The sequence below is a fragment of the Luteimonas salinisoli genome (assembly GCF_013425525.1).
GTDB classification, from domain to species: Bacteria; Pseudomonadota; Gammaproteobacteria; order Xanthomonadales; family Xanthomonadaceae; genus Luteimonas; species Luteimonas salinisoli.
Genome location: NZ_JACCKA010000077.1, coordinates 1 through 18,357, shown reverse-complemented (window position 1 = coordinate 18,357; position 18,357 = coordinate 1). Strand labels below are relative to the sequence as shown.

General features: G+C 73.4%; 20 protein-coding genes. 9 read left to right on the top strand and 11 right to left on the bottom strand.

Annotation, left to right across the window (positions count from 1 at the left end; all coding sequences use genetic code 11):
- The first annotated feature begins 86 nt into the window (after window positions 1-86).
- Window positions 87-1,472 carry an FAD-binding oxidoreductase gene (locus H0E84_RS13680; RefSeq protein ID WP_180679211.1) on the top strand — a complete coding sequence of 462 codons (1,386 nt, stop codon included), beginning with the start codon at window positions 87-89 and terminating at the stop codon, window positions 1,470-1,472.
- A gap of 163 nt (window positions 1,473-1,635) precedes the next feature.
- On the opposite strand, the gene xth is transcribed toward H0E84_RS13680, so the two are convergent.
- The 3 genes from xth to H0E84_RS13665 form a co-directional block, all read right to left on the bottom strand.
- Window positions 1,636-2,412, bottom strand: coding sequence for an exodeoxyribonuclease III (gene xth, locus H0E84_RS13675; RefSeq protein WP_180679210.1), 777 nt, complete (start codon window positions 2,410-2,412; stop codon window positions 1,636-1,638).
- A gap of 127 nt (window positions 2,413-2,539) precedes the next feature.
- Window positions 2,540-3,814 (bottom strand): tetratricopeptide repeat protein, encoded by a 1,275-nt coding sequence (locus tag H0E84_RS13670; protein WP_180679209.1) that lies wholly within the window; start codon window positions 3,812-3,814, stop codon window positions 2,540-2,542.
- Window positions 3,815-3,920: 106 nt separating this feature from the next.
- Complete coding sequence (locus H0E84_RS13665; RefSeq protein ID WP_219339753.1) at window positions 3,921-5,324, bottom strand: coniferyl aldehyde dehydrogenase; 1,404 nt, start codon at window positions 5,322-5,324, stop codon at window positions 3,921-3,923.
- A gap of 102 nt (window positions 5,325-5,426) precedes the next feature.
- On the opposite strand from H0E84_RS13665, the gene H0E84_RS13660 reads away from it, so the two are divergent.
- On the top strand, window positions 5,427-5,972 hold the full coding sequence (locus tag H0E84_RS13660) for a gamma carbonic anhydrase family protein (protein ID WP_180679228.1): 546 nt from the start codon (window positions 5,427-5,429) through the stop codon (window positions 5,970-5,972).
- Between the two features lie 347 nt (window positions 5,973-6,319).
- On the opposite strand, the gene aroE is transcribed toward H0E84_RS13660, so the two are convergent.
- From aroE to H0E84_RS13620, 8 genes are all read right to left on the bottom strand, one after another.
- Window positions 6,320-7,183, bottom strand: coding sequence for a shikimate dehydrogenase (aroE, locus tag H0E84_RS13655; RefSeq protein WP_180679207.1), 864 nt, complete (start codon window positions 7,181-7,183; stop codon window positions 6,320-6,322).
- A gap of 286 nt (window positions 7,184-7,469) precedes the next feature.
- Complete coding sequence (gene hemB / locus H0E84_RS13650; protein ID WP_180679206.1) at window positions 7,470-8,462, bottom strand: porphobilinogen synthase; 993 nt, start codon at window positions 8,460-8,462, stop codon at window positions 7,470-7,472.
- A gap of 209 nt (window positions 8,463-8,671) precedes the next feature.
- Window positions 8,672-9,061 carry a YciI family protein gene (locus H0E84_RS13645; protein WP_180679205.1) on the bottom strand — a complete coding sequence of 130 codons (390 nt, stop codon included), beginning with the start codon at window positions 9,059-9,061 and terminating at the stop codon, window positions 8,672-8,674.
- 228 nt (window positions 9,062-9,289) lie between these two features.
- Window positions 9,290-9,904: a DJ-1/PfpI family protein gene (locus H0E84_RS13640; RefSeq protein ID WP_180679204.1), complete on the bottom strand. Its 615-nt coding sequence runs from the start codon at window positions 9,902-9,904 to the stop codon at window positions 9,290-9,292.
- Entirely contained in the window at window positions 9,901-10,119 is a 219-nt protein-coding gene (locus H0E84_RS13635; protein WP_219339752.1) for a rhodanese-like domain-containing protein, read from the bottom strand. Before H0E84_RS13635 ends, H0E84_RS13640 begins: the two co-directional genes overlap by 4 nt.
- A 23-nt stretch (window positions 10,120-10,142) precedes the next feature.
- Complete coding sequence (locus tag H0E84_RS13630; protein ID WP_180679203.1) at window positions 10,143-10,391, bottom strand: hypothetical protein; 249 nt, start codon at window positions 10,389-10,391, stop codon at window positions 10,143-10,145.
- A gap of 82 nt (window positions 10,392-10,473) precedes the next feature.
- Window positions 10,474-11,472 (bottom strand): chorismate transformation FkbO/Hyg5 family protein, encoded by a 999-nt coding sequence (locus H0E84_RS13625; RefSeq protein WP_180679202.1) that lies wholly within the window; start codon window positions 11,470-11,472, stop codon window positions 10,474-10,476.
- On the bottom strand, window positions 11,469-12,818 hold the full coding sequence (locus H0E84_RS13620) for an NAD(P)/FAD-dependent oxidoreductase (protein WP_180679227.1): 1,350 nt from the start codon (window positions 12,816-12,818) through the stop codon (window positions 11,469-11,471). Before H0E84_RS13620 ends, H0E84_RS13625 begins: the two co-directional genes overlap by 4 nt.
- A gap of 111 nt (window positions 12,819-12,929) precedes the next feature.
- On the opposite strand from H0E84_RS13620, the gene H0E84_RS13615 reads away from it, so the two are divergent.
- The 7 genes from H0E84_RS13615 to H0E84_RS13585 form a co-directional block, all read left to right on the top strand.
- Window positions 12,930-13,199, top strand: a complete 270-nt coding sequence (locus tag H0E84_RS13615) for a phosphopantetheine-binding protein (RefSeq protein ID WP_180679201.1) — start codon at window positions 12,930-12,932, stop codon at window positions 13,197-13,199.
- A 159-nt stretch (window positions 13,200-13,358) separates the two neighbouring features.
- Entirely contained in the window at window positions 13,359-14,042 is a 684-nt protein-coding gene (locus tag H0E84_RS13610) for a COG4648 family protein (RefSeq protein WP_345776321.1), read from the top strand.
- A gap of 69 nt (window positions 14,043-14,111) precedes the next feature.
- Window positions 14,112-14,861, top strand: coding sequence for a lysophospholipid acyltransferase family protein (locus H0E84_RS13605; protein ID WP_345776322.1), 750 nt, complete (start codon window positions 14,112-14,114; stop codon window positions 14,859-14,861).
- Window positions 14,862-14,981: 120 nt separating this feature from the next.
- The gene (locus H0E84_RS13600; RefSeq protein ID WP_180679199.1) at window positions 14,982-15,266 is read left to right on the top strand and encodes an ApeI family dehydratase; all 285 of its coding nucleotides are present in this window, start codon (window positions 14,982-14,984) and stop codon (window positions 15,264-15,266) included.
- Window positions 15,263-16,270 (top strand): lysophospholipid acyltransferase family protein, encoded by a 1,008-nt coding sequence (locus H0E84_RS13595; protein WP_180679198.1) that lies wholly within the window; start codon window positions 15,263-15,265, stop codon window positions 16,268-16,270. The genes H0E84_RS13600 and H0E84_RS13595 overlap by 4 nt, the downstream gene beginning before the upstream one ends.
- Window positions 16,161-16,838, top strand: a complete 678-nt coding sequence (locus H0E84_RS13590) for a LolA-related protein (RefSeq protein WP_180679197.1) — start codon at window positions 16,161-16,163, stop codon at window positions 16,836-16,838. The genes H0E84_RS13595 and H0E84_RS13590 overlap by 110 nt, the downstream gene beginning before the upstream one ends.
- Before the next feature lie 270 nt (window positions 16,839-17,108).
- Window positions 17,109-18,357 (top strand): MMPL family transporter (locus tag H0E84_RS13585; RefSeq protein WP_486624446.1); only part of this gene is annotated, 1,249 nt, incomplete at its 3' end.

Genomic DNA, 18,357 nt, shown 5'->3' with positions numbered 1-18,357 from the left:
AGGGAGGCGCCGGACATGACGGCCCGCCGAAAAGCATCCAGACTCGCGGCAGCGACGCCCTCCCATTCCCCATCCGCCTGGACCCGATGACCGACCCGCATCTCGACGCCCTGCGCCAGGCCGTCCCCGGCCTCCATCTCAAGACCGATCCGGCCGACCTCGAGCACTACGGCCGCGACTGGACCCGGCGCTGGATCCCGGCGCCGCTGGCGATCGCCCTGCCGGACGACGTTGCGCAGGTGCAGGCGATCGTGCGCTGGGCCAACGCCCGGGGCACCGCCCTGGTGCCGTCCGGCGGCCGGACCGGACTGTCCGGCGGCGCGGTGGCGGCCAACGGCGAACTGGTGGTGAGCCTGGAGCGGATGCATCGCGTGCTCGGCTTCGACGCCGTCGACCGCAGCCTCACCGTGGAGCCGGGGATCGCCCTCCAGGCCGTGCACGAGGCCGCGGCCGCGCATGGACTGGCCTATCCTGTGGACTTCGGTGCGCGCGGCTCCTGCAGCATCGGCGGCAACGTCTCCACCAACGCCGGCGGCATCCGCGTGATCCGCTACGGCAACACCCGCGAGTGGGTGGCCGGGCTGAAGCTGGTCACCGGCGCGGGCGACCTGCTCGACCTCAACCGCGGGCTGATCAAGAACTCCAGCGGCTACGACCTGCGCCACCTGGCGATCGGCGCCGAGGGCACCCTGGGCATCGTGGTCGAGGCCACGCTGAAGCTCACCGAGCCGGCGCCGCCGGCGCAGACCGTGCTGCTGGCGCTGCCCTCGTTCGACGTGCTGATGCGAGTGTTCGCCGAGTTCCGCGCGCGGCTGCGGCTGCAGGCGTTCGAGTTTCTGACCGAGCGCGGCCTGCACCACGTGCTCGCGCACGGCGGCGCCAATCCGTTCGATGCCGTGTATCCGTATTACGTCGTGGCCGAGTTCGACGCCGCCGACGAGGCCCAGCAGGCCGCCGGGCTGGCCGCGTTCGAGGCCTGCAGCGAGCGGGGCTGGATCCTCGACGGCGCGATCGCACAGAGCCAGGAACAGGCGGGGCAGCTGTGGCGCCTGCGCGAGGGCATCACCGAGGCGGTGGCGCGTTACCGCCCGTACAAGAACGACGTTTCGGTGCGGATCTCGGCCATGCCCGAGTTCCTGGCCCAGGCGCAGGCCCTGCTGAGCGAGGCCTATCCGCAGTTCGACGTGGTCTGGTTCGGCCACATCGGCGACGGCAACCTGCACATCAACGTGCTGCAGCCCGACGACGTGGCGGACGCGGACTTCATGGCGCAGTGCGGTCGCGTCACCGGCCTGCTCGCCGGGCTGCTGCACCGCCACGGCGGCAGCATCTCCGCCGAGCACGGCATCGGCCTGGTCAAGAAGGACCACCTGCAGAGCACTCGCAGCGCCGAGGAGATCGCGGCGATGCGCGGCATCCGCCGCGCGCTGGATCCGAACGGCGTGATGAACCCGGGCAAGCTGTTCGACTAGCGCCGGGCGCGGGTCTCCGCCGCGGCGCTGCGGGAGCGATGGCGGTCGCGACGCCGTGCGAGCGACGATAGTCGTGATGCACGCGCCGCGGCAGTCAGGCTGCCCGTGCGCCGGGGATCGCGCTGCCGCCGGCGCGCCCCCGCGGTTGGACGGACGCTGCGGCCTACGCTTGCGCCAGTTCCACCCATGCCGGCGCGTGGTCGCTGGGGCGCTCCCAGGTGCGCGGCTCGCGATCGATGCCGGAGGCGACCGCCAGCGGCTTGAGCGCCTCCGACACCAGGGTCAGGTCGATGCGCAGCCCCATGCCGCGGCGGAACGCCGCCTGCCGGTAGTCCCACCAGCTGAAGATCCCCGCCTCCTCGCTGTGCAGGCGGAATGCGTCGTGCAGGCCCAGCGCGAGCAGCCGCTGCAGCGCCGCGCGTTCGGCGGCGGAGGTGAGGATGTGCTCGTCGTTCCAGACCGTCGGGTCGTGCACGTCGCGCGCATCCGGCGCGATGTTGAAGTCCCCCAGCACCACCAGCTTCGGGTGCGCCGCCAGCTCGCGCGCCACCCAGTCGTGCACCGCATCCAGCCAGCGCAGCTTGTAGGCGTACTTGTCGGTGCCCACGTCCTGGCCGTTGACCACGTACAGGTTGACGAGGCGCACCCCGTCGACGGTCGCCGCCACCACCCGCTTCTGGTCGTCCTCGAAGCCGGGGATGCCCATCTGCACGTCCTCGATGGCGCGCTCGCGCGCCAGGATCGCCACGCCGTTGTAGGTCTTCTGCCCGTGGAACACGCTGCGGTAGCCCAGCCCGGCCAGTACCGCGTCGGGGAATTTCGGATCCTCGAGCTTGGTTTCCTGCAGCCCGACCACGTCGGGCGCGGCGTCGCGCAGCCATTGCTCCAGGTGCGGCAGGCGCACGTTGAGCGAGTTGACGTTCCAGCTGGCGATTTTCATGGCGGGGTTCTCCGGCGTGGCGCGGCGGCCGCGGCGGCGCATACGGTACCAGTCCAGGGCAACGCCTTCAGGCGTCTCCCGCCCGGGGAGCGGCCGCGGCGAGGAATGCCGCGATTCCTGGCTGTCGTCACTCGCCGAGCGGGATGGCGAGCACCGTCGGGCCCGTCAGGGAGTCCGGGTCCTGCAGGCGGTTGTCGGCGCCGAACCGGTTCCAGTGGCTGTTGGCGACGAGGTAGAAGGTATCGCCGTCGACGGTGCCCAGCGTGGGCTCGTCGAATTCCGGCAGCGCGCGCGCCAGGATGTCCTGACGGACGACGCGGTGTCCCGTGGCGTCCAGCGCGATCCGGGTGACGCGGTGCGGCTGGGACATGTTCTGCACCGCGATCAGGTCGCCGCCGTGCAGGTACAGGCCGTCGATGCCGTACAGCAGGGCGCCAGGCGAGCCTTCCACTCGCTCCAGCCGGCCCGAAGCGCGCTCCAGGCGATGCAGGCCGCCGCCCCAGTCGGCGACGAAGTACGCGTCGCGTCGCGGATCGAACGCGATGCCCTGCGGGGACTCCAGGCGGCCGGGCTCCACCAGCGGGGTGAACCTGCCGGTGCGCGTGTCGAGTTCGAGAATCGCGCCGCCGGCGCTGTCCGTGGCGACGGCCAGGTGCTCGTCCATCACGATCAGGTCGCCCAGCACGTGCTCGGCGCCGTCCTCGGGCAGCCAGTGCGCATCCACCGGCGCACCGTCGGCGAGCCGGAAGCGCAGGATGCCGCTGGCGCCGGCGCGTTCGGGATCGAAGTCCACCGCCTGGGGCATCATCGCGGTCGCGGCCCAGAGCAGGCCGTTCGCCTCGTCGATCCGGAGGCCGAAGACGCTGGCCAGGCCCGAGGCGCCGGACGCGGCGAACGTCTCGACCCCCGCGGAGCCGATCCGCACGATCCGGCCGTAGCGGATCGAGCCCAGGTACAGGCGCCCTTCGGCGTCCACGGCGATGCCCTCGGGGACGAACCCGGGGTCGTCCAGCCGGGCGGCGACGGAGTGCTCGCCCGCCGGCGCCATGAGGGCGGACTGCAGCATCTCCAGCCGCGCGTAGCCGGGCAGTTCGCGGACGCCCGCGAAATCGGCCACCCCGGAGACGTCCACCGCGACATCGGCCTCGGCCAGGCCGATGAGCGTGGCCAGCGCGTCTTCCGCGCGGCCCAGCCGGGCCTCGGTCCTCGCCACCGCCGCCAGCGCCGGCGGATAGCCGGGGCGATGCGTGGCCATGTCCCGGGCGTGCGCGAGCGCCGCCTCGAAGTCCCCGGCCTGGTAGGCGGCCCGGGAGGCGTTGCGGGCTTCGGCATAGCCGTCCGACGCCTGCGCGCAGGCGGAGCAGGCCGCCAGGATCAGCGATACCGCCAGGACTCTGCCCATCGTGCCGCCCCCTGTCATCGGAAGCTCGATTATCGCCGACGCGCGCGAGCTTCGGAGCCGGCCGGCCGTCTTCCGCGGCTCCGGTCCCGGCCGGACCGCGGCGCGGTCAACGCACCAGCCAGCGGACGATGCGGTCGATGCGTGCGTAGGGTGGCTTGAGCAGGTCGCTGGCGGCCAGGCGCCGCTGCCACAGGATCGGCAGCGCCTTGCTCATCGCGTCGAATCCGGCGCGGCCGTGATAGGCGCCCATGCCGCTGGCGCCGATGCCGCCGAACGGCAATGCGTTCGCGCCGAAATGCAGCAGGGTGTCGTTGACGGTGACGCCACCGGCCAGCACGCCATCGAGAATGCGTTCGACGCAGCGGCGGTCGCGGCTGAAGGGGTAGAGCGCCAGCGGGCGGTCGCGCGCGGCGACGAAGGCGATCGCTTCGTCCAGCGTGGCGTAGCCAAGGACCGGCAGGATCGGACCGAAGATCTCCTCCTGCATCAGCGCCGCGTCGTCGGGCGGGTCGAGCACCACGGTCGGCGCCAGCAGGCGGTCGCCGTCGAGCTCCGCCAGCGCGACCGTGGTCAGCCCGCGCCGGGCCGCGTCGTCGAGGTAGCCCTGCAGCCTGGCGGCGTGCGCGCTGTTGATGATGCGGGTGTAGTCGCTGGCGGCGCCGTCGCCGGCATAGCGCGCGCGCACTTCGCGCCGCAGCGCCTCGACCAGGGCGTCGCGCCGCGCCGCATCCACCAGCACGTAGTCGGGGGCGATGCAGGTCTGGCCGCCGTTGAACCACTTGCCGGTGGCCAGCCGCGCCGCGGCCTGTTCCAGCGGGAAGTCGGCGCAGACGATCGCCGGGGACTTGCCGCCGAGTTCGAGCGTGAGCGGGGTGAGATTGGCGGCGGCCGCCGCCATCACCTTGCGCCCGACCGCGGTCGAGCCGGTGAACACCAGGTGGTCGAACGGCAGCGCCGCGAACGCCGCACCGGTGTCGCTGCCGCCCAGCGCCACCGCCACGCGCCCGGGCGGAAACACCTCGGCCAGCAGCGCCCGCAGGAATTCCGCCGTGCGTGGGGTCAGTTCGGATGGCTTGAGGTAGACGTGGTTGCCGGCGGCGATCGCCGTGGCCAGCGGGATCAGCGCGAGGTTGACGGGGTAGTTCCACGGCGAGATCACCCCCACCACGCCCACCGGCTCCATCCGCACCTCGGCGCGCGCCGGCCACAGCCGCCAGCCGGCGCCGACCCGCCGCGGCTTCGCCCAGCGGCGCAGATTGGCGCGCAGGTGGTCGATCTCGGACAGCACCGTCAGCCCGTCGGCGACCAGCGACTCGTGCACCGAGCGGTGGCCGAAGTCGGCGGCGATGGCGGCCGCCATCTCGTCGAGGCGGCTCCTGAGCGCGGCCCGCAGCCTCGCCAGGTCGTCGCCGCGCTGGGTCCGGTCGGGCTTGCGCGCGCGCCAGGCGTCGCGCAGCCGGCCCAGCGTCGGCGGGAGTTCCTCGATCGGCGTGTCGCTGTGGGCGGGCATGCGGGCAGTGTAGCGGCGGAGCGCCGCGGCGGCGTTGCGTGGCATCCGCGTCACGGTTGACCGTCCGGTAAGCTGGGGCGATTCCCGCATCCGTCCATGCCGATGAATCTTCGCCCCTATCGCGACCGGCGCCCCGAACTCGGCGAGCGCGTCTACGTCGATCCCGCCGCCACAGTGATCGGCGACGTCGCGCTCGGCGACGACGTCTCGGTTTGGCCGTTCACCGTGATCCGCGGCGACGTCAACTTCGTGCGCATCGGCGCGCGCAGCAACGTCCAGGACGGCTGCGTGATCCACGTCAGCCACGACGGTCCGCACGCCAAGCTCGGCGGCTTCGCCACCACGATCGGCGAGGACGTCACCATCGGTCACAAGGCGGTGATCCATGCCTGCAGGATCGGCGACGCGGCGCTGATCGGGATGGGCGCGATCGTGCTCGATGGCGCGGTGGTGGAGCGGCACGCATTCGTCGGCGCCGGCGCGCTGGTGCCGCCCGGCAAGACCGTCGGCGAGGGCGAATTGTGGGTGGGCAACCCCGCGCGCCGGCTGCGCACGCTCAGCGATGCCGAGATCGAAGGTCTGCACTACAGCGCTGCGCACTATGTGCGCTTGAAGGACGAGTACCTGGCGGGTTTTCCCGGCGGCTGATCCCGGCCCCGTCTCCCGGACCTTGGTGCCTCCGACACCGGGTCCGGACGGAGGCTTCGGCACCCGCGCCGCCGGCGCCGGCCCGGGGCTCCGGCACCCGCATCGCCGGGCTTGGCCCGGGACTCCGGCACCCGCGTCGTCGGGCTTGGCCCGGGACTCCGGCACCCGCGTCGCCGGGCTTGGCCCGGGGCTCCGGCACCCGCGTCGCCGGGCTTGGCCCGGGGCTCCGGCACCCGCGTCGCCGGGCTTGGCCCGCCTTCGTAGAGCGGAGCTTGCTCCGCTGCTCTCGGCTCCGGAGCCCGCGCAGCGGAGCAAGCTCCGCTCTACGGGCGCGGCGCGCGAAGGGATCAGTCGGCGGTGACCAGGGCGGCGTAGCGCTCGCGCAAGCCGGCGTAGACCTCGTCGGTGGCCGGGCGGCGGCCGTGCCAGAGGCGGAAGCTCTCGGCCGCCTGCTCCACCAGCATGCCCAGTCCGTCGATGGCGTCGCGCGCGCCGGCGGCGCGCGCCCAGGCCAGGAACGGGATCGCGACCTCGCCGTAATTGACGTCCACGGCAGCGGCGCGGGTGCCGACCAGCGACATCGGCAGCGCCGGCAGCGCCGCGTCGCGGGTCGCCGAGGTGGCGTGGACGATCAGGTCGAACTCGCCGAGGCTGGCGAGGTCGGCGAGATAGCGCGGGTGTACGCGTGCCGGCTCGCCCAACGTATCGGCCAGGGCATCGGCGCGTTCCGGGGTGCGGTTGACCACGAACAGGTCGCCGATCCCGGCCTCGAGCAGCGCTGGCGCCACGCCGCGTGCCGCGCCGCCGGCGCCGATCAGCAGGGTGCGTCGTTGGCGCAGGTCGAGTCCGTGGCGCTCGGTGAGGTCGCGCACCAGGCCGCGGCCGTCGGTGTTCTCGCCGTGCCAGCCGCCGTTGCTGCGCACCAGGGTGTTGACCGCGCCGCTGCGCCGCGCGCCGTCGCCGAGGCTGCCGCACAGCGCCGCCGCCTGCTGCTTGAGCGGCAGGGTGACGTTGGCGCCCGCGCCGCCCGCCGCGGCGAAGCGCGCGAGCGCGTCGGGGAAAGTCTCCGCAGTGGCGTCGATGGCCGTGTATTCCAGGGCGATCGAGAGCTCGCGCGCGAACGCGGCGTGGATCTGCGGCGACAGCGAATGCGCGACCGGATGGCCGAAGACGGCGAAGCGGAGGGTGGCGGCGGGATCGTGCTGGGTCATCGGGCTGCTCGTCGCTCGGGCTGCGGCCAGTCTAACCCGCGCGCCGTCTGCGCGAGCGCGTAGCGAGGCGGGTTGCGCGCGGCATGGACGCTCTGATCACGCGTCGCGTACGACGCCCGGACCAGGGCCCCGGGATCGCGCAGCCGATCGACGGCTGCGATGCAAGACCGGGTGCCGGATCGTACGACGGCTTCGACCTGACCGAACGGCAGAGGGCGAGGCTTCGCGTATAGCCGCTTGTCAGTCGCCTTCAGCTTCCACGGAACGACGTCCTGGGTCGACACAGCTAGTCCTGGTCGCGCAGCCAGCGCGCCGCATCCGGCGCATGGTAGGTGAGCACGCCGTCGGCGCCGGCGCGCTTGAAGGCCAGCAGCGACTCCAGCGCGCAGCTGCGCTCGTCCAGCCAGCCCTGCTGCGCCGCGGCCTTGAGCATCGCGTACTCGCCGCTGACCTGGTAGGCGAAGGTGGGCACGCCGAAGGCGTCCTTCACCCGGCGCACGATGTCCAGGTAGGGCAGGCCGGGCTTGACCATCACCATGTCGGCGCCCTCGGCGAGGTCGAGCTCCACCTCGCGCAGGGCCTCGTCGGCATTGGCCGGGTCCATCTGGTAGCTGGCCTTGTCGGCCTTGCCGAGCGCGGCGGCCGAACCCACCGCATCGCGGAACGGCCCGTAGAACGCCGAGGCGTACTTGGCGGCGTAGGCGAGGATGCGGGTGTGGACCAGGCCCTGGCGCTCGAGCGCATCGCGGATCGCGCCGATGCGCCCGTCCATCATGTCGCTGGGGGCGACCACGTCGGCGCCGGCGGCGGCGTGCGAGAGCGCCTGCTTCACCAGCGCCTCGACCGTGGCGTCGTTGACCACGTAGCCGCTGGCGTCGGTGAGGCCGTCCTGGCCATGGGCGGTATAGGGGTCGAGCGCCACGTCGGTGATCACGCCCAGCTGCGGGAAGCGCTGCTTGAGTTCGCGCACCGCGCGCTGCACCAGGCCGTCGTCGGCCCAGGCCGCGGCCGCGTCCAGGGTCTTGGCTTCCGGCGCGGTCACCGGGAACAGCGCCAGGGCGGGAATGCGCAACGCGCAGGCCTGCTCGCCCAGCCGCATCAGCTCGTCGACCGAGACGCGCTCGACGCCCGGCATCGACGGCACCGCGGCGCGGCCGTCGCGCTCGTGCACGAACACCGGCCAGATCAGATCGTCGCAGGTCAGGACGTGCTCGCGCATCAGCCGTCGCGAGAAGTCGTCGCGACGCATGCGCCTGGGTCGGATCGGCAGTCGGCTCATTGCGCCATTGTAGGGCCGCCCGCGAGCCCGGTCGCGGGCGTGGGCCACGGGACGACCAGCGTTCGGCGGGTGTACAGCGCTTCGGGCTGCGCCCGGAGGATGGCCGCTGCTCCCGTACCGTCATCCCGGCGCAGGCCGGGATCCGGCCATGCCGATCCGGGCCCGTCCGCATCGCGGTGATGGGGCCGGCCGCGGAGGCGCCCGGTTGGTCAGTCCTGCGGAGCCGGCTCGGGTGCCGGGTGCTCCGCCCCCGCAGCCTCCTGCTCCCGCCGCGCCCTGCGCCGCTCGCCGAGCGCCGTCCAGTCCAGCGGCGCCCACTGCCTGAGGGTGTAGCTCATCACGCCGCGCTCGATCGCGGGATCGGTATCGAGAATCGAGCGGGCCTGCCGCTCGTCGACGGCGAAGATCACCGCGGCGCCGCCGTCGGCGTCGACGAAGCCGCCGGCCTCCCGCATCACCCCCTGCTCATGCAGGTCCAGCATGTAGCTCCCGTGTTGCTGCAGGGGCTGCTCGCGCGTCGGCTTGCCGGGCTCCCACGCGGGGCCCGGGCCATAGATCACCAGGAAAAGCAGGCTTGCCATGCCGATCGTCGACATCATGGGATGGATCTCCTGTTGGGGAACGGATGCAGGAAGCAGTCGCCGCGGCATCCGGTCCGATGGCGGGCACCCGGCCGGCAGCGCCCCGGCGGCGTGGTGGGGCGAAGCGACCGCACCTGCACGCTAGGACCGCCCGACGCCCCGCGCAACGGGCCCGGACCGTTCGTCCCGCCAGGATCGACGCCCGTCCCGGTCGCGCGCCCTCGCGGTGCCGGACGCGGGCGCCGGTCACGTCTGCGAGGCGGCCGCGACGGCGCATCCGGAGTCCCAGCGGTACTCCATGTAGGCGGCGGTGCGCTGCGCGACGGGCTCGCCGAGCAGCCGCGAGACCACGTGGAAGGCGCCGTCGATACCGGCGCTGATGCCGCCGGTGGTCACGATCCTGCCGGCGTCGACGACGCGCGCATCGCGGCGCAGGCGCGCCGCGGGCGCGATCGCCTGCAGCTCGTCGAAGACCTGGTGGTGGGTGGTGGCGTCGCGATCGTCGAGCAGGCCCAGTGCGCCGACGATGCGCGCGCCGCCGCAGACCGACAGCACCACCTCGGCCGAGGCAGCCGCCTGCGCGACCCAGGCGAGCAGGGGCGCATCGGTCATCGCCCGCCGCGATCCCAGGCCGCCGACGACCACCAGCACGTCCGGTGCCGGCATGCGCTGCCAGGTCCAGTTCGGGACCACGGTCATGCCGTTCATCGCGCGCACGGGCGACCGGTCCGCGGCGACCAGCCCAACGTCGAAGTACCGACCTTCGTTCAACTGCGAGGTGACCGCGAACACTTCGAACGGACCGGCGAAGTCCAGGACCTCGGCGTCCTCGAACACCAGGATCGCGACGTTGCGCTTCATGCGCCGCGGGCGGCGCCGTTGCAGTGCGGACCGGCGCAGGACACGACGAACCGCATCGCGGCCGGAAACGCCGCCAGCTTCGACGCGACGATCTTGCGGTGCGGCAGGTTGACGGCGCCGGGCACGCGCCCGGCCGCGTGGAGGTCGGGGCTGCGCGCGTCCACCGGCACGAAGCCGGGCCTGCCGCCCCGCATCGTTTCGTGGACGTCGAGCATTTCCGCGTCGCAGGAGGGCGGCGCTAGATGATTCCGCCGCCCAGCATCAGCCGGAAGATGCCGACCACGATCACGATGCCGTTGAGCAGCAGGCCGGTCTTGGCGCGGCCGCGGTTGGCCGGCGAGGTCAGGGCGATGCCGATCGCGGCGATGATGGCGCCGATCGCCGCGAACGGGATCAGGAACCAGTTGCCCCATCCCAGCAGCGGGAACAGCGCGACGATCATCCACAGCATCGCGACGATGCCCCAGAGCAGGCTGATCAGACCCATCGTGTCTCTCCCGCGTTGGCAAGGCGGTCAGGATAGTCCAAGACCCGCGAAGCGGCGCGTCAAGGCCCGTATCGCTGGGGGCTCAGCTGTGCACCCCGTCGATCTCCACCGCCAGCTCGCGGCGGCAGATCGCGGCGTGGAGCAGGACCCGCGGCACGCGGTCGCCGAAGCGCTCGTCGAGGGCGCGCGCCACCAGCGGCAGGTCGTCGCGGTCGCGCACGTAGACCTTCAGCCGGGTGCCGGCGCCGAAGCGGGCCGGCAGCGACGGCCGCGCCGCGCGCGCCGCGCCCAGCAGCGCGTCGAAATTGGCGAAGGTCTCCTCCAGCTGCGCCTGCAGCTCGCCGGCGTGCTGCGAGACGTGGCCGACGATGCTGGCCGTGCCCGAGAGCAGCAGCGGCATCGCGTGGCCGTCGGCCGGCAGCATGGCGCGGGCGAAGCTGGGCGACTGCGGGCCGTACTGGCGCGGATAGCGGTAGGCGCTGAGCTGGCGCGGGTTCTCCAGCGGCGTGCCCGGCTCGCGCGCCGACAGCCAGTAGATCTGCACCACGCGGGCGTCGTCGCAGCGGCCGGTCGCGGTGGCGGCCGGCAGCCGCCCGGTGTCGAACGTGCCGAGCCCGGCGGCCCGCCCCAGGCAGAACTGGCGGTAGCGCTCGGCGTCGCCCTCGCCCAGGGTGATCGCATCGAGGTAGTTCCAGATGCGCAGCAGGTGCGGGGTGTCGCCGGCGGAGACGAAGCGGGTCAGCGCCGCGTAGCCGCGCCGCGCCGCCTCGGTGACGCCGCCGGCACCCTCCTCGATCTCGATCGCGCCGAAGCCGAGGTGTCCGTCGCTGGCCCAGGCGATGGCGCCGTCGCGGCCGCTGCGCACCGGGGCATTGGCGCGCCAGACTTCCAGCGGGGCGGCGCCGTACGGCTGCAGCGGCACGTGCAGGTAGCGCGGGTCGCCGCTGGCCGGGGCCGCGCGCCCGAAGCCGAGCACCGCCAGCACGTCGTCGCCGAGCAGCGGGTCGGGACTGGCGGCGTCGACGTAGTCGACCTGCAGGCGCGCCGGCTCCTCGGCGCCCGCGGTGAGCGGGCGGCTCAAGGGTTGCCCTCCTGCAGCGTGTCGCCGGAGAAGGCGGCAGCGGTCCGTCGCCGGCGCCACCAGCCGCGCAGCGCCTGCGGTGCGATCGCGACGGCGTTGAGCGCGTACAACAGCCGGAACGCGCGCAGCCGCCACAGCACCGCGGGGGTGTCGAACACGTCGCCGGCCAGCATCGAGATCACCGCCTGTTCCAGTTTCAGGACGTTGCGCGGCGCGGCGAAGATCCGCTCCATCACCGGCGTGGTGAAGCGGTGGATGAACCAGGAGAAATGCTCCAGCCCGCGCGACAGCCGCCTCGCCATGTCGCGCTGCAGCGCGTGCTCGCGCCGCGGATCGCGCAGGGCGCCGTCGACCACGTCGCCGGCGAGCTCCGCGCTCTTCATGCCCAGGTACACCCCCGAGGAGAACACCGGATCAACGAACGCGTAGGCGTCGCCCACCATCACCCAGCCCGGGCCGGCCATGCGGGTGCAGCCGTAGGTGTAGTTGCCGGTGGCGTGCACCGGCGCGATGCGCTCGGCGTCCTGCATCCGCCGCCATACCGAGGAGCGCGCCGCCAGGGTCTGCATCAGGAACGACTCGTTGTCGCCGCGGCGCCGCTTGAGGTACTCCGGCGAGCACACCGCGCCGACGCTCATCACGTCGTCGGGAAGCGGGATCAGCCAGTACCAGCCATGCTCGAAGCGGTCGACGGTGATGTTGCCTGCATCCTCGCCCGCCCGCCGCGCCACGCCGCGGAAGTGGCTGAAGATCGCCGCCGACTGGTGCCTGCGGCTGCGGCGCTTGAGCTTGAGCTTGTTGCCGAGGAAGGTGTCCCGGCCGCTGGCGTCGACCAGGTAGCGCGGGCGGAAGGCCAGCGCGGCCCCGCCGGCGTCGCGGGCGTGCACGGTCGCCGGGCGGCCATCGGCGCCGAACTCCACGCGCTCCACGCGGACCCGCTCGCGCGCGTCGACCCCGCAGTCGCGGGCGCGCGCGAACAGCAGCCGGTCGAACTCGGCGCGGGGCACCTGGAAGGCGTAGTCGTAGCGCGGCGACAGGGCGCGCGAGAAGCGGAACACGTTGGTGCTGTCGTCGGGCCGCGAGAAATCGGCGCCGGCCTTGTGCACGCCGATCGCCCGCACCTGCTCGAGCACGCCCAGGCGCTCGAGGATCGGCAGGTTCATCGGCAGCAGCGATTCGCCGATGTGGAAGCGCGGGTGGGCGTCCTTCTCCAGCAGGACCACGCGCCAGCCGCGGCCGGCCAGCAGGGCCGCCGCGGTGCTGCCGGCGGGGCCGCCGCCGATCACCAGCACGTCGATCTCGCTGGCGCCAGCGGAGGCGCCGTCGGGGGTGTTCTGGTTCGACATCTCGCCGTGGCCGTCGGGCCATGCCATCATTCCGGGCGCGCATCATAGCGCGGGCCCGGCGCATGCCGGACCGCCGCCGCCGCGCCGCCATTCACCGAGACGGAACCGAGCATGCCCAACCAAACGCCCGCCGAGCGCGAACTGGCCGAACTCCTGGTCGAGAACCTGAACCTGGAGGACGTGGAGCCGGCGCAGATCGATCCGGAGGCGGCGTTGTTCAACACCGGGCTGGGCCTCGACTCGATCGACGCGCTGGAACTGGCGCTGGCGATCAGCAAGCGCTACGGCTTCCAGTTGCGCTCGGACAACGAGGAGAACCTGCGCATCTTCGCCTCGCTGCGCGCGCTGTCCGCGCATGTCGAGCAGCACCGGACGACGTGAGACGCATGTCCCGCGGGCGGCGCAGCCGCCGGTGAACCGCCCAGGCCCCCGGTCCGCAGACCGTCGCGGCAGCACCGCCGTGCCGGCACGCGCGTTCCGGCGCGTGCCGCAGCGTTCGCCGTCCCTTGCCGGTCGCGCCAACGGGTGGAGGGACCGCGGGTGCTGTTGACCGTCGAGATCGCGCTGGCGCTCGGCTATGCGCTGCTCGCCCATCTGGCCAGCGCGCTCGACAGCGCAGGGTTGGCGCTGGGGGCGCTGCTGGTGCTGGTGCTGCTGGTGCTGGCGGCGCCGCTGGCGGCCCGCCGCATCTGGGCCTGGCTGGCGCTGCCGCTGCTCCTCGCCGGGGCCTGGGCGCTGTTTCGCGCCGGCCATGCCGCCCTGCCGCTGCTGCTGGTGCCGGTGGCGTTCATCGGCCTGATCGCCTGGGTGTTCGGGCGGACGTTGCGGCCGGGGCGGGCACCGCTGATCTCGCGCATCGTCGCGGCGCTGGATCGGGTCGAACCGGCGCAGCTGCCGGCCGAACTGCGCATCTACACCCGCGCCCTGACCGCGGCCTGGGCACTGCTGCTCGCGGCGCTGGCGCTGGTCAACCTGGCGCTGGCGATGATCGCCACGCCCGGCGGCCTGCTCGACGGCCTCGGCGTGCAGCCGCCCTGGACCATCACCCGCACCCAGTGGTCGTGGTTCGCCAACCTGTTCAACTACGGCATCGTCGGCGGTTTCTTCTTCGGCGAGTACCTGCTGCGCAAGCGCCGCTTCCCGGGGCGCTACCGCAGCTTCGCCGGGTTCCTGCGCAGCCTGGCCGGCCTCGGCGCCGGCTTCTGGCGCGACCTGATGCGCTGAATGCGGGCACGGAGCGCGCGCGGCGCACGTTATGCTTTGCGCGTGAGCGAGCGCATCGAATCCCTGCAGATCCCGCCGCGGGCATGGCGGCGCTGGCCGTGGCTGGCGTTCAACGGCCTGCAGTTCGGCTTCACCCTGCTCTGGACCGCCGGCTGGATCAGCCTGGCGCTGCTGCTGTACGCGCTGTCCGGCGGCGCGCGGCACCTGCCGCTGCGGATGGCGTCGCGCTGCTGGGCGCCGGGGCTGCTCGGTGGCGCCGGCGCGCGGCTGGAGGTCGAGGGGCTGGAACGGGTCGACTGGTCGCGACGCTACGTGCTGGTGGCCAACCACCAGTCGGTGATCGACATCTGCGCGCTGTTCCGCGCGGTGCCGGTGCCGCTGCACTTCCTGCTCAAGCAGGAGATGGCCGGGGTGCCCTTCGTCGGCTGGTATGCGCGGGCGATGGGCATGGTGTTCATCCCCCGCGACAATCGCCGCGCCGCCACCGCCAGCCTGCACCGTGCCGCCGGGGTGGTGCGCGCCGGCGCGATCCTGTGCATCTTTCCCGAGGGCACGCGCAGCCGCGACGGCAGCGTGGCGCCGTTCAAGCCGGGCGCGTTCCAGACCGCGATCGAGGCCGGCGCCGAGGTGCTGCCGGTGGCCCTGGAGGGCACCGGCGCGGTGCTGCCGCCGGAGGGGTTCTTCCGGGTGCGTCCCGGGACGATCCGGGTGCGCTTCGGTGCGCCGCTGCCGCTGGCGGGGCCGTCCGGCCCGATCGGCCGCCAGGCGCTGGCCGAACAGGCCCGCGCGGCGGTGGTGGGGCTGCTGCGCGGCGCCTGACGGCGGAAGCGCCCCCGCTCCGGTCGCGCCGCCGCGGCCGAACGGGCGTTTATCCCGATAACGGTACGATCGCCGTCACGTTCCGCTATCCTCTTGCGCCTCACGCGCCCGGCTGTCCCGATGCAGTTCAGCATTCCGCCCGACCATCCCAGCCTCGCCGGACACTTCCCCGGCCGCCCGGTGGTGCCCGGCGTGCTGCTGCTGGAGCGGGTGCTGGAGGCGATCGAGACCGGACACGCCGGGCTGGGCGCGTTGCGCCTGCCGCAGGTCAAGTTCGTGCGGCCATTGCTGCCGGGGCGGATGGCGCGCGTCGAACTGGACCATCCCGCCGCCTCGCGCTGGAAGTTCCGGGTGCTGGGCGAGGACGGCACGCTGTTGGCCAGCGGCGAAGTGGCCGCGGCATGAGCGCGCAGTGGAAGCGCCGCCGCGAGGGCGGTGGGCGGCTGGCGCTCGCCGCGATCCGCACCGTGGCCTGCAGCGGAGGACGCGCCTTCGCCCGCCTGCTGCTGTACCCGATCGCGCTGTACTTCCTGCTGCGGCGCCCGGAGGAGCGCCGGGACTCGCGCGCCTACCTGGCGCGCGTGCTCGGGCGCCCGGCGCGCTGGCGCGACGTGGTCCGCCACATCCATACCTTCGCCGCGACCATCCTCGACCGGGTATTCCTGCTCAGCGAGGACCTGCGCCGCTTCGACGTGCGCATCGACGGCCTGGACGGGCTGCACGATCAGCTCGACCGCGGCCGCGGCGTGCTGCTGTTCGGCTCCCACCTGGGCAGCTTCGAGGTGCTGCGGGTGCTCTCGCGCCAGCGTCCGGAGCAGAAGGTCCGGGTGCTGCTGGACAAGGGACACAGCGCGGCGCTGATGCGGGTGCTGGACGCGCTCAATCCGGAGATCGCCGCCACCGTGATCGACGCCGGCCAGTCCGGGCCGGCGATCATGCTGGACATCCAGCGGGCCGCTGCGGAAGGCGCGCTGATCGCACTGCTGGTCGATCGCGCCCAGCCGGGCGAGGCCGTGGTGCGGGTGCCGTTCCTCGGCGCGCCGGCGGCGTTTCCGATGGCGCCATGGCACATCGCCGCGGTGCTGAAGATCCCCGTGTCGCTGGCGTTCGGGCTGTACCGCGGCGGCAACCGCTACGACCTGGCGTTCGAGCCGTTCAGCGACGGCATCGACCTGGCGCGCCGCGAGCGCGCCGCGGCGATCCCCGCGCTCATCCGCCGTTACGCCGCGCGTCTGGAACATCACGTACGCGATGCGCCGTACAACTGGTTCAATTTCTACGATTTCTGGGAGCACGACGATGACAGCGACAGCGCCGAAGGCCAAGCGGCGGCACCGGACCGGACGCGCGGTCGCGGCACTGCTGTGCGTGCTGGCACCGTGCTGGGCGACGGCGCAGGCGGCGCCTGACGGGTTCGGCAGCGCCTGGGTCCTGGAGAAGCTGGCGCGTCCGCCGCCGGCGCGCACGTCGTTCCTCGAAGTGCGCGCCTCGCCGATGCTGAAGGAACCGCTGCGCGTGGCCGGCGAGTATCTGCGTCCCGACGAGCGCACCCTGGTCCGGGAGGTGCGCACGCCTTACGCCGAGACCACCACCCTGCGCGACGGCCGCGCCACCATCGCGCGCGCGGGCCGGTCGCCGCGCAGCTTCGCGCTGTCGCGCGCGCCGGAACTGGCGGCGCTGCAGGGGAGCTTCGGCGCGCTGCTGGCCGGCGATGCCGCCGCGCTCGAGCGTCACTACGCGATCGAGACCCGCGGCGTGCGCGAGGGCTGGCGCATGACGCTGACGCCGAGGGACGAGGCCCTGGCCGCCAGCGTGCGCGAGATCGTCCTGCACGGCCGCGGCGCCGAACTGCGCTGCATCGAGACGCAGCCGGCCGAGGGCGCGCTGCAGCGCACGCTGCTGGCTGGCGCGGCGCGCAGCGCCGACGCGCAGACCGATGCCGCCGCGCTCGAAGCGCTCTGCCGCGGCGGCGGCTGACGGCCGTGAACAGCGGAGCCAGTACCGCTCTACCAGGGCGGCCCGACCGCCATCGCTGGCCCCGAAGCCCCCGTAGAGCCGAGCTTGCTCGGCTGCACGGCCCGGTCGCGGGTTTCGGAGCCGGGAGCAGCGGAGCAAGCTCCGCTCTACGCGGGCGCGCCAGCCGTCGTCGCGGTTCCCGAAGCCCCCGTAGAGCCGAGCTTGCTCGGCTGCACGGCCCGGTCGCCGGCATCGGGCGCGGCGGAGCCGGTTGCGCTTCTCGGTGCGGCGATGCGTCCTAGGCTCGCGCTGGCCCTGGGGTGGCTGGCGCTGCTGGTGCTGGCCGGCGTATGGGCGGGACAGCGGCTGCAGCTGTCCGGCGATCTGCGCGCCTTCATGCCGGAGCCGCGGACGCCCGAACAGCGCTTGCTGATCGACGAACTCGGCGACGGCCCGGGCGCGCGGCTGTTGCTGCTGGCGCTGTCCGGGGCCGAGGCCCCGGAACTGGCGCGGCAGTCGCAGGCCCTGGGCGAAGCGCTGCGCCGCGATCCGCGGCTGGATCTGGTCGCCAACGGCGACGAGGGCGACGCCGCGTTGGCGGCGATCCCGGAGCGGCTGCTGCCGTACCGCTACCTGCTCTCCCCGACCCTGGACACCCGCGCGCTGGATGCGGCGTTCCTGCGCGACGAGCTCGATGCGCGGCTGCAGGACCTCGGCTCGCCCGCGGCCTCGCTGGTCGAACCACTGCTGCCGGCCGATCCGACCCTCGAGACCCTGGTGCTGGCCGAGGCCTGGGAGCCGGCTGCGGCACCGCAGCGCCTGCACGGCGTGTGGTTCGACCGCACCGGGCGCGAGGCCCTGCTGCTGCTGCGCAGCGGCGCGGCCGGCTTCGATCCGGCCGCGCAAGCGGGCGTGGTGGGGGCGATCCGCGCGGCCTTCGACGAGGTCGCCGGGGACTCCGGCAGTGCGCTGACGATGACCGGGCCGGGGGCGTTCTCGGTCGAGATCGGCAGCCGCACCGCCGGCGAGGCCGCGCGCATCGGTGCGATCGGTTCGCTGGGGCTGGTGCTGCTGTTCTGGTTCGCCTACCGCAGCGGGCGCCTGCTGCTGCTCGGGGTGCTGCCGCTGGCCACCGCGGCGCTGGCCGGGGTGGCCGCGGTGGCGCTGCTGTTCGGCAGCATGCACGGCATCACCCTGGCCTTCGGCTTCACCCTGATCGGGGTGGCCCAGGACTATCCGGTGCATCTGTTCAGTCATCTGCGCGAGGGCCGCTCCCCGGTGGCGGTGGCGCGCGCGATCTGGCCGACCCTGCTGACCGGCGTGGCGTCCACCTGCATCGCCTACCTGACCTTCTTCGTCGCCGGGGTCGACGGCCTGCGCCAGCTGGCGGTGTTCACGGTCGCCGGCTTGCTCGCCGCCGCCGCGTCCACCCGCTTCCTGCTGCCGCGGCTGCTGGAACCGGACCGCGGCGACGTGGCCGCCACGCCGTGGCTGCGGCGCCTGGCCGCACGCGTCGACGCGCTGCCGCGCCCGCGCGCGG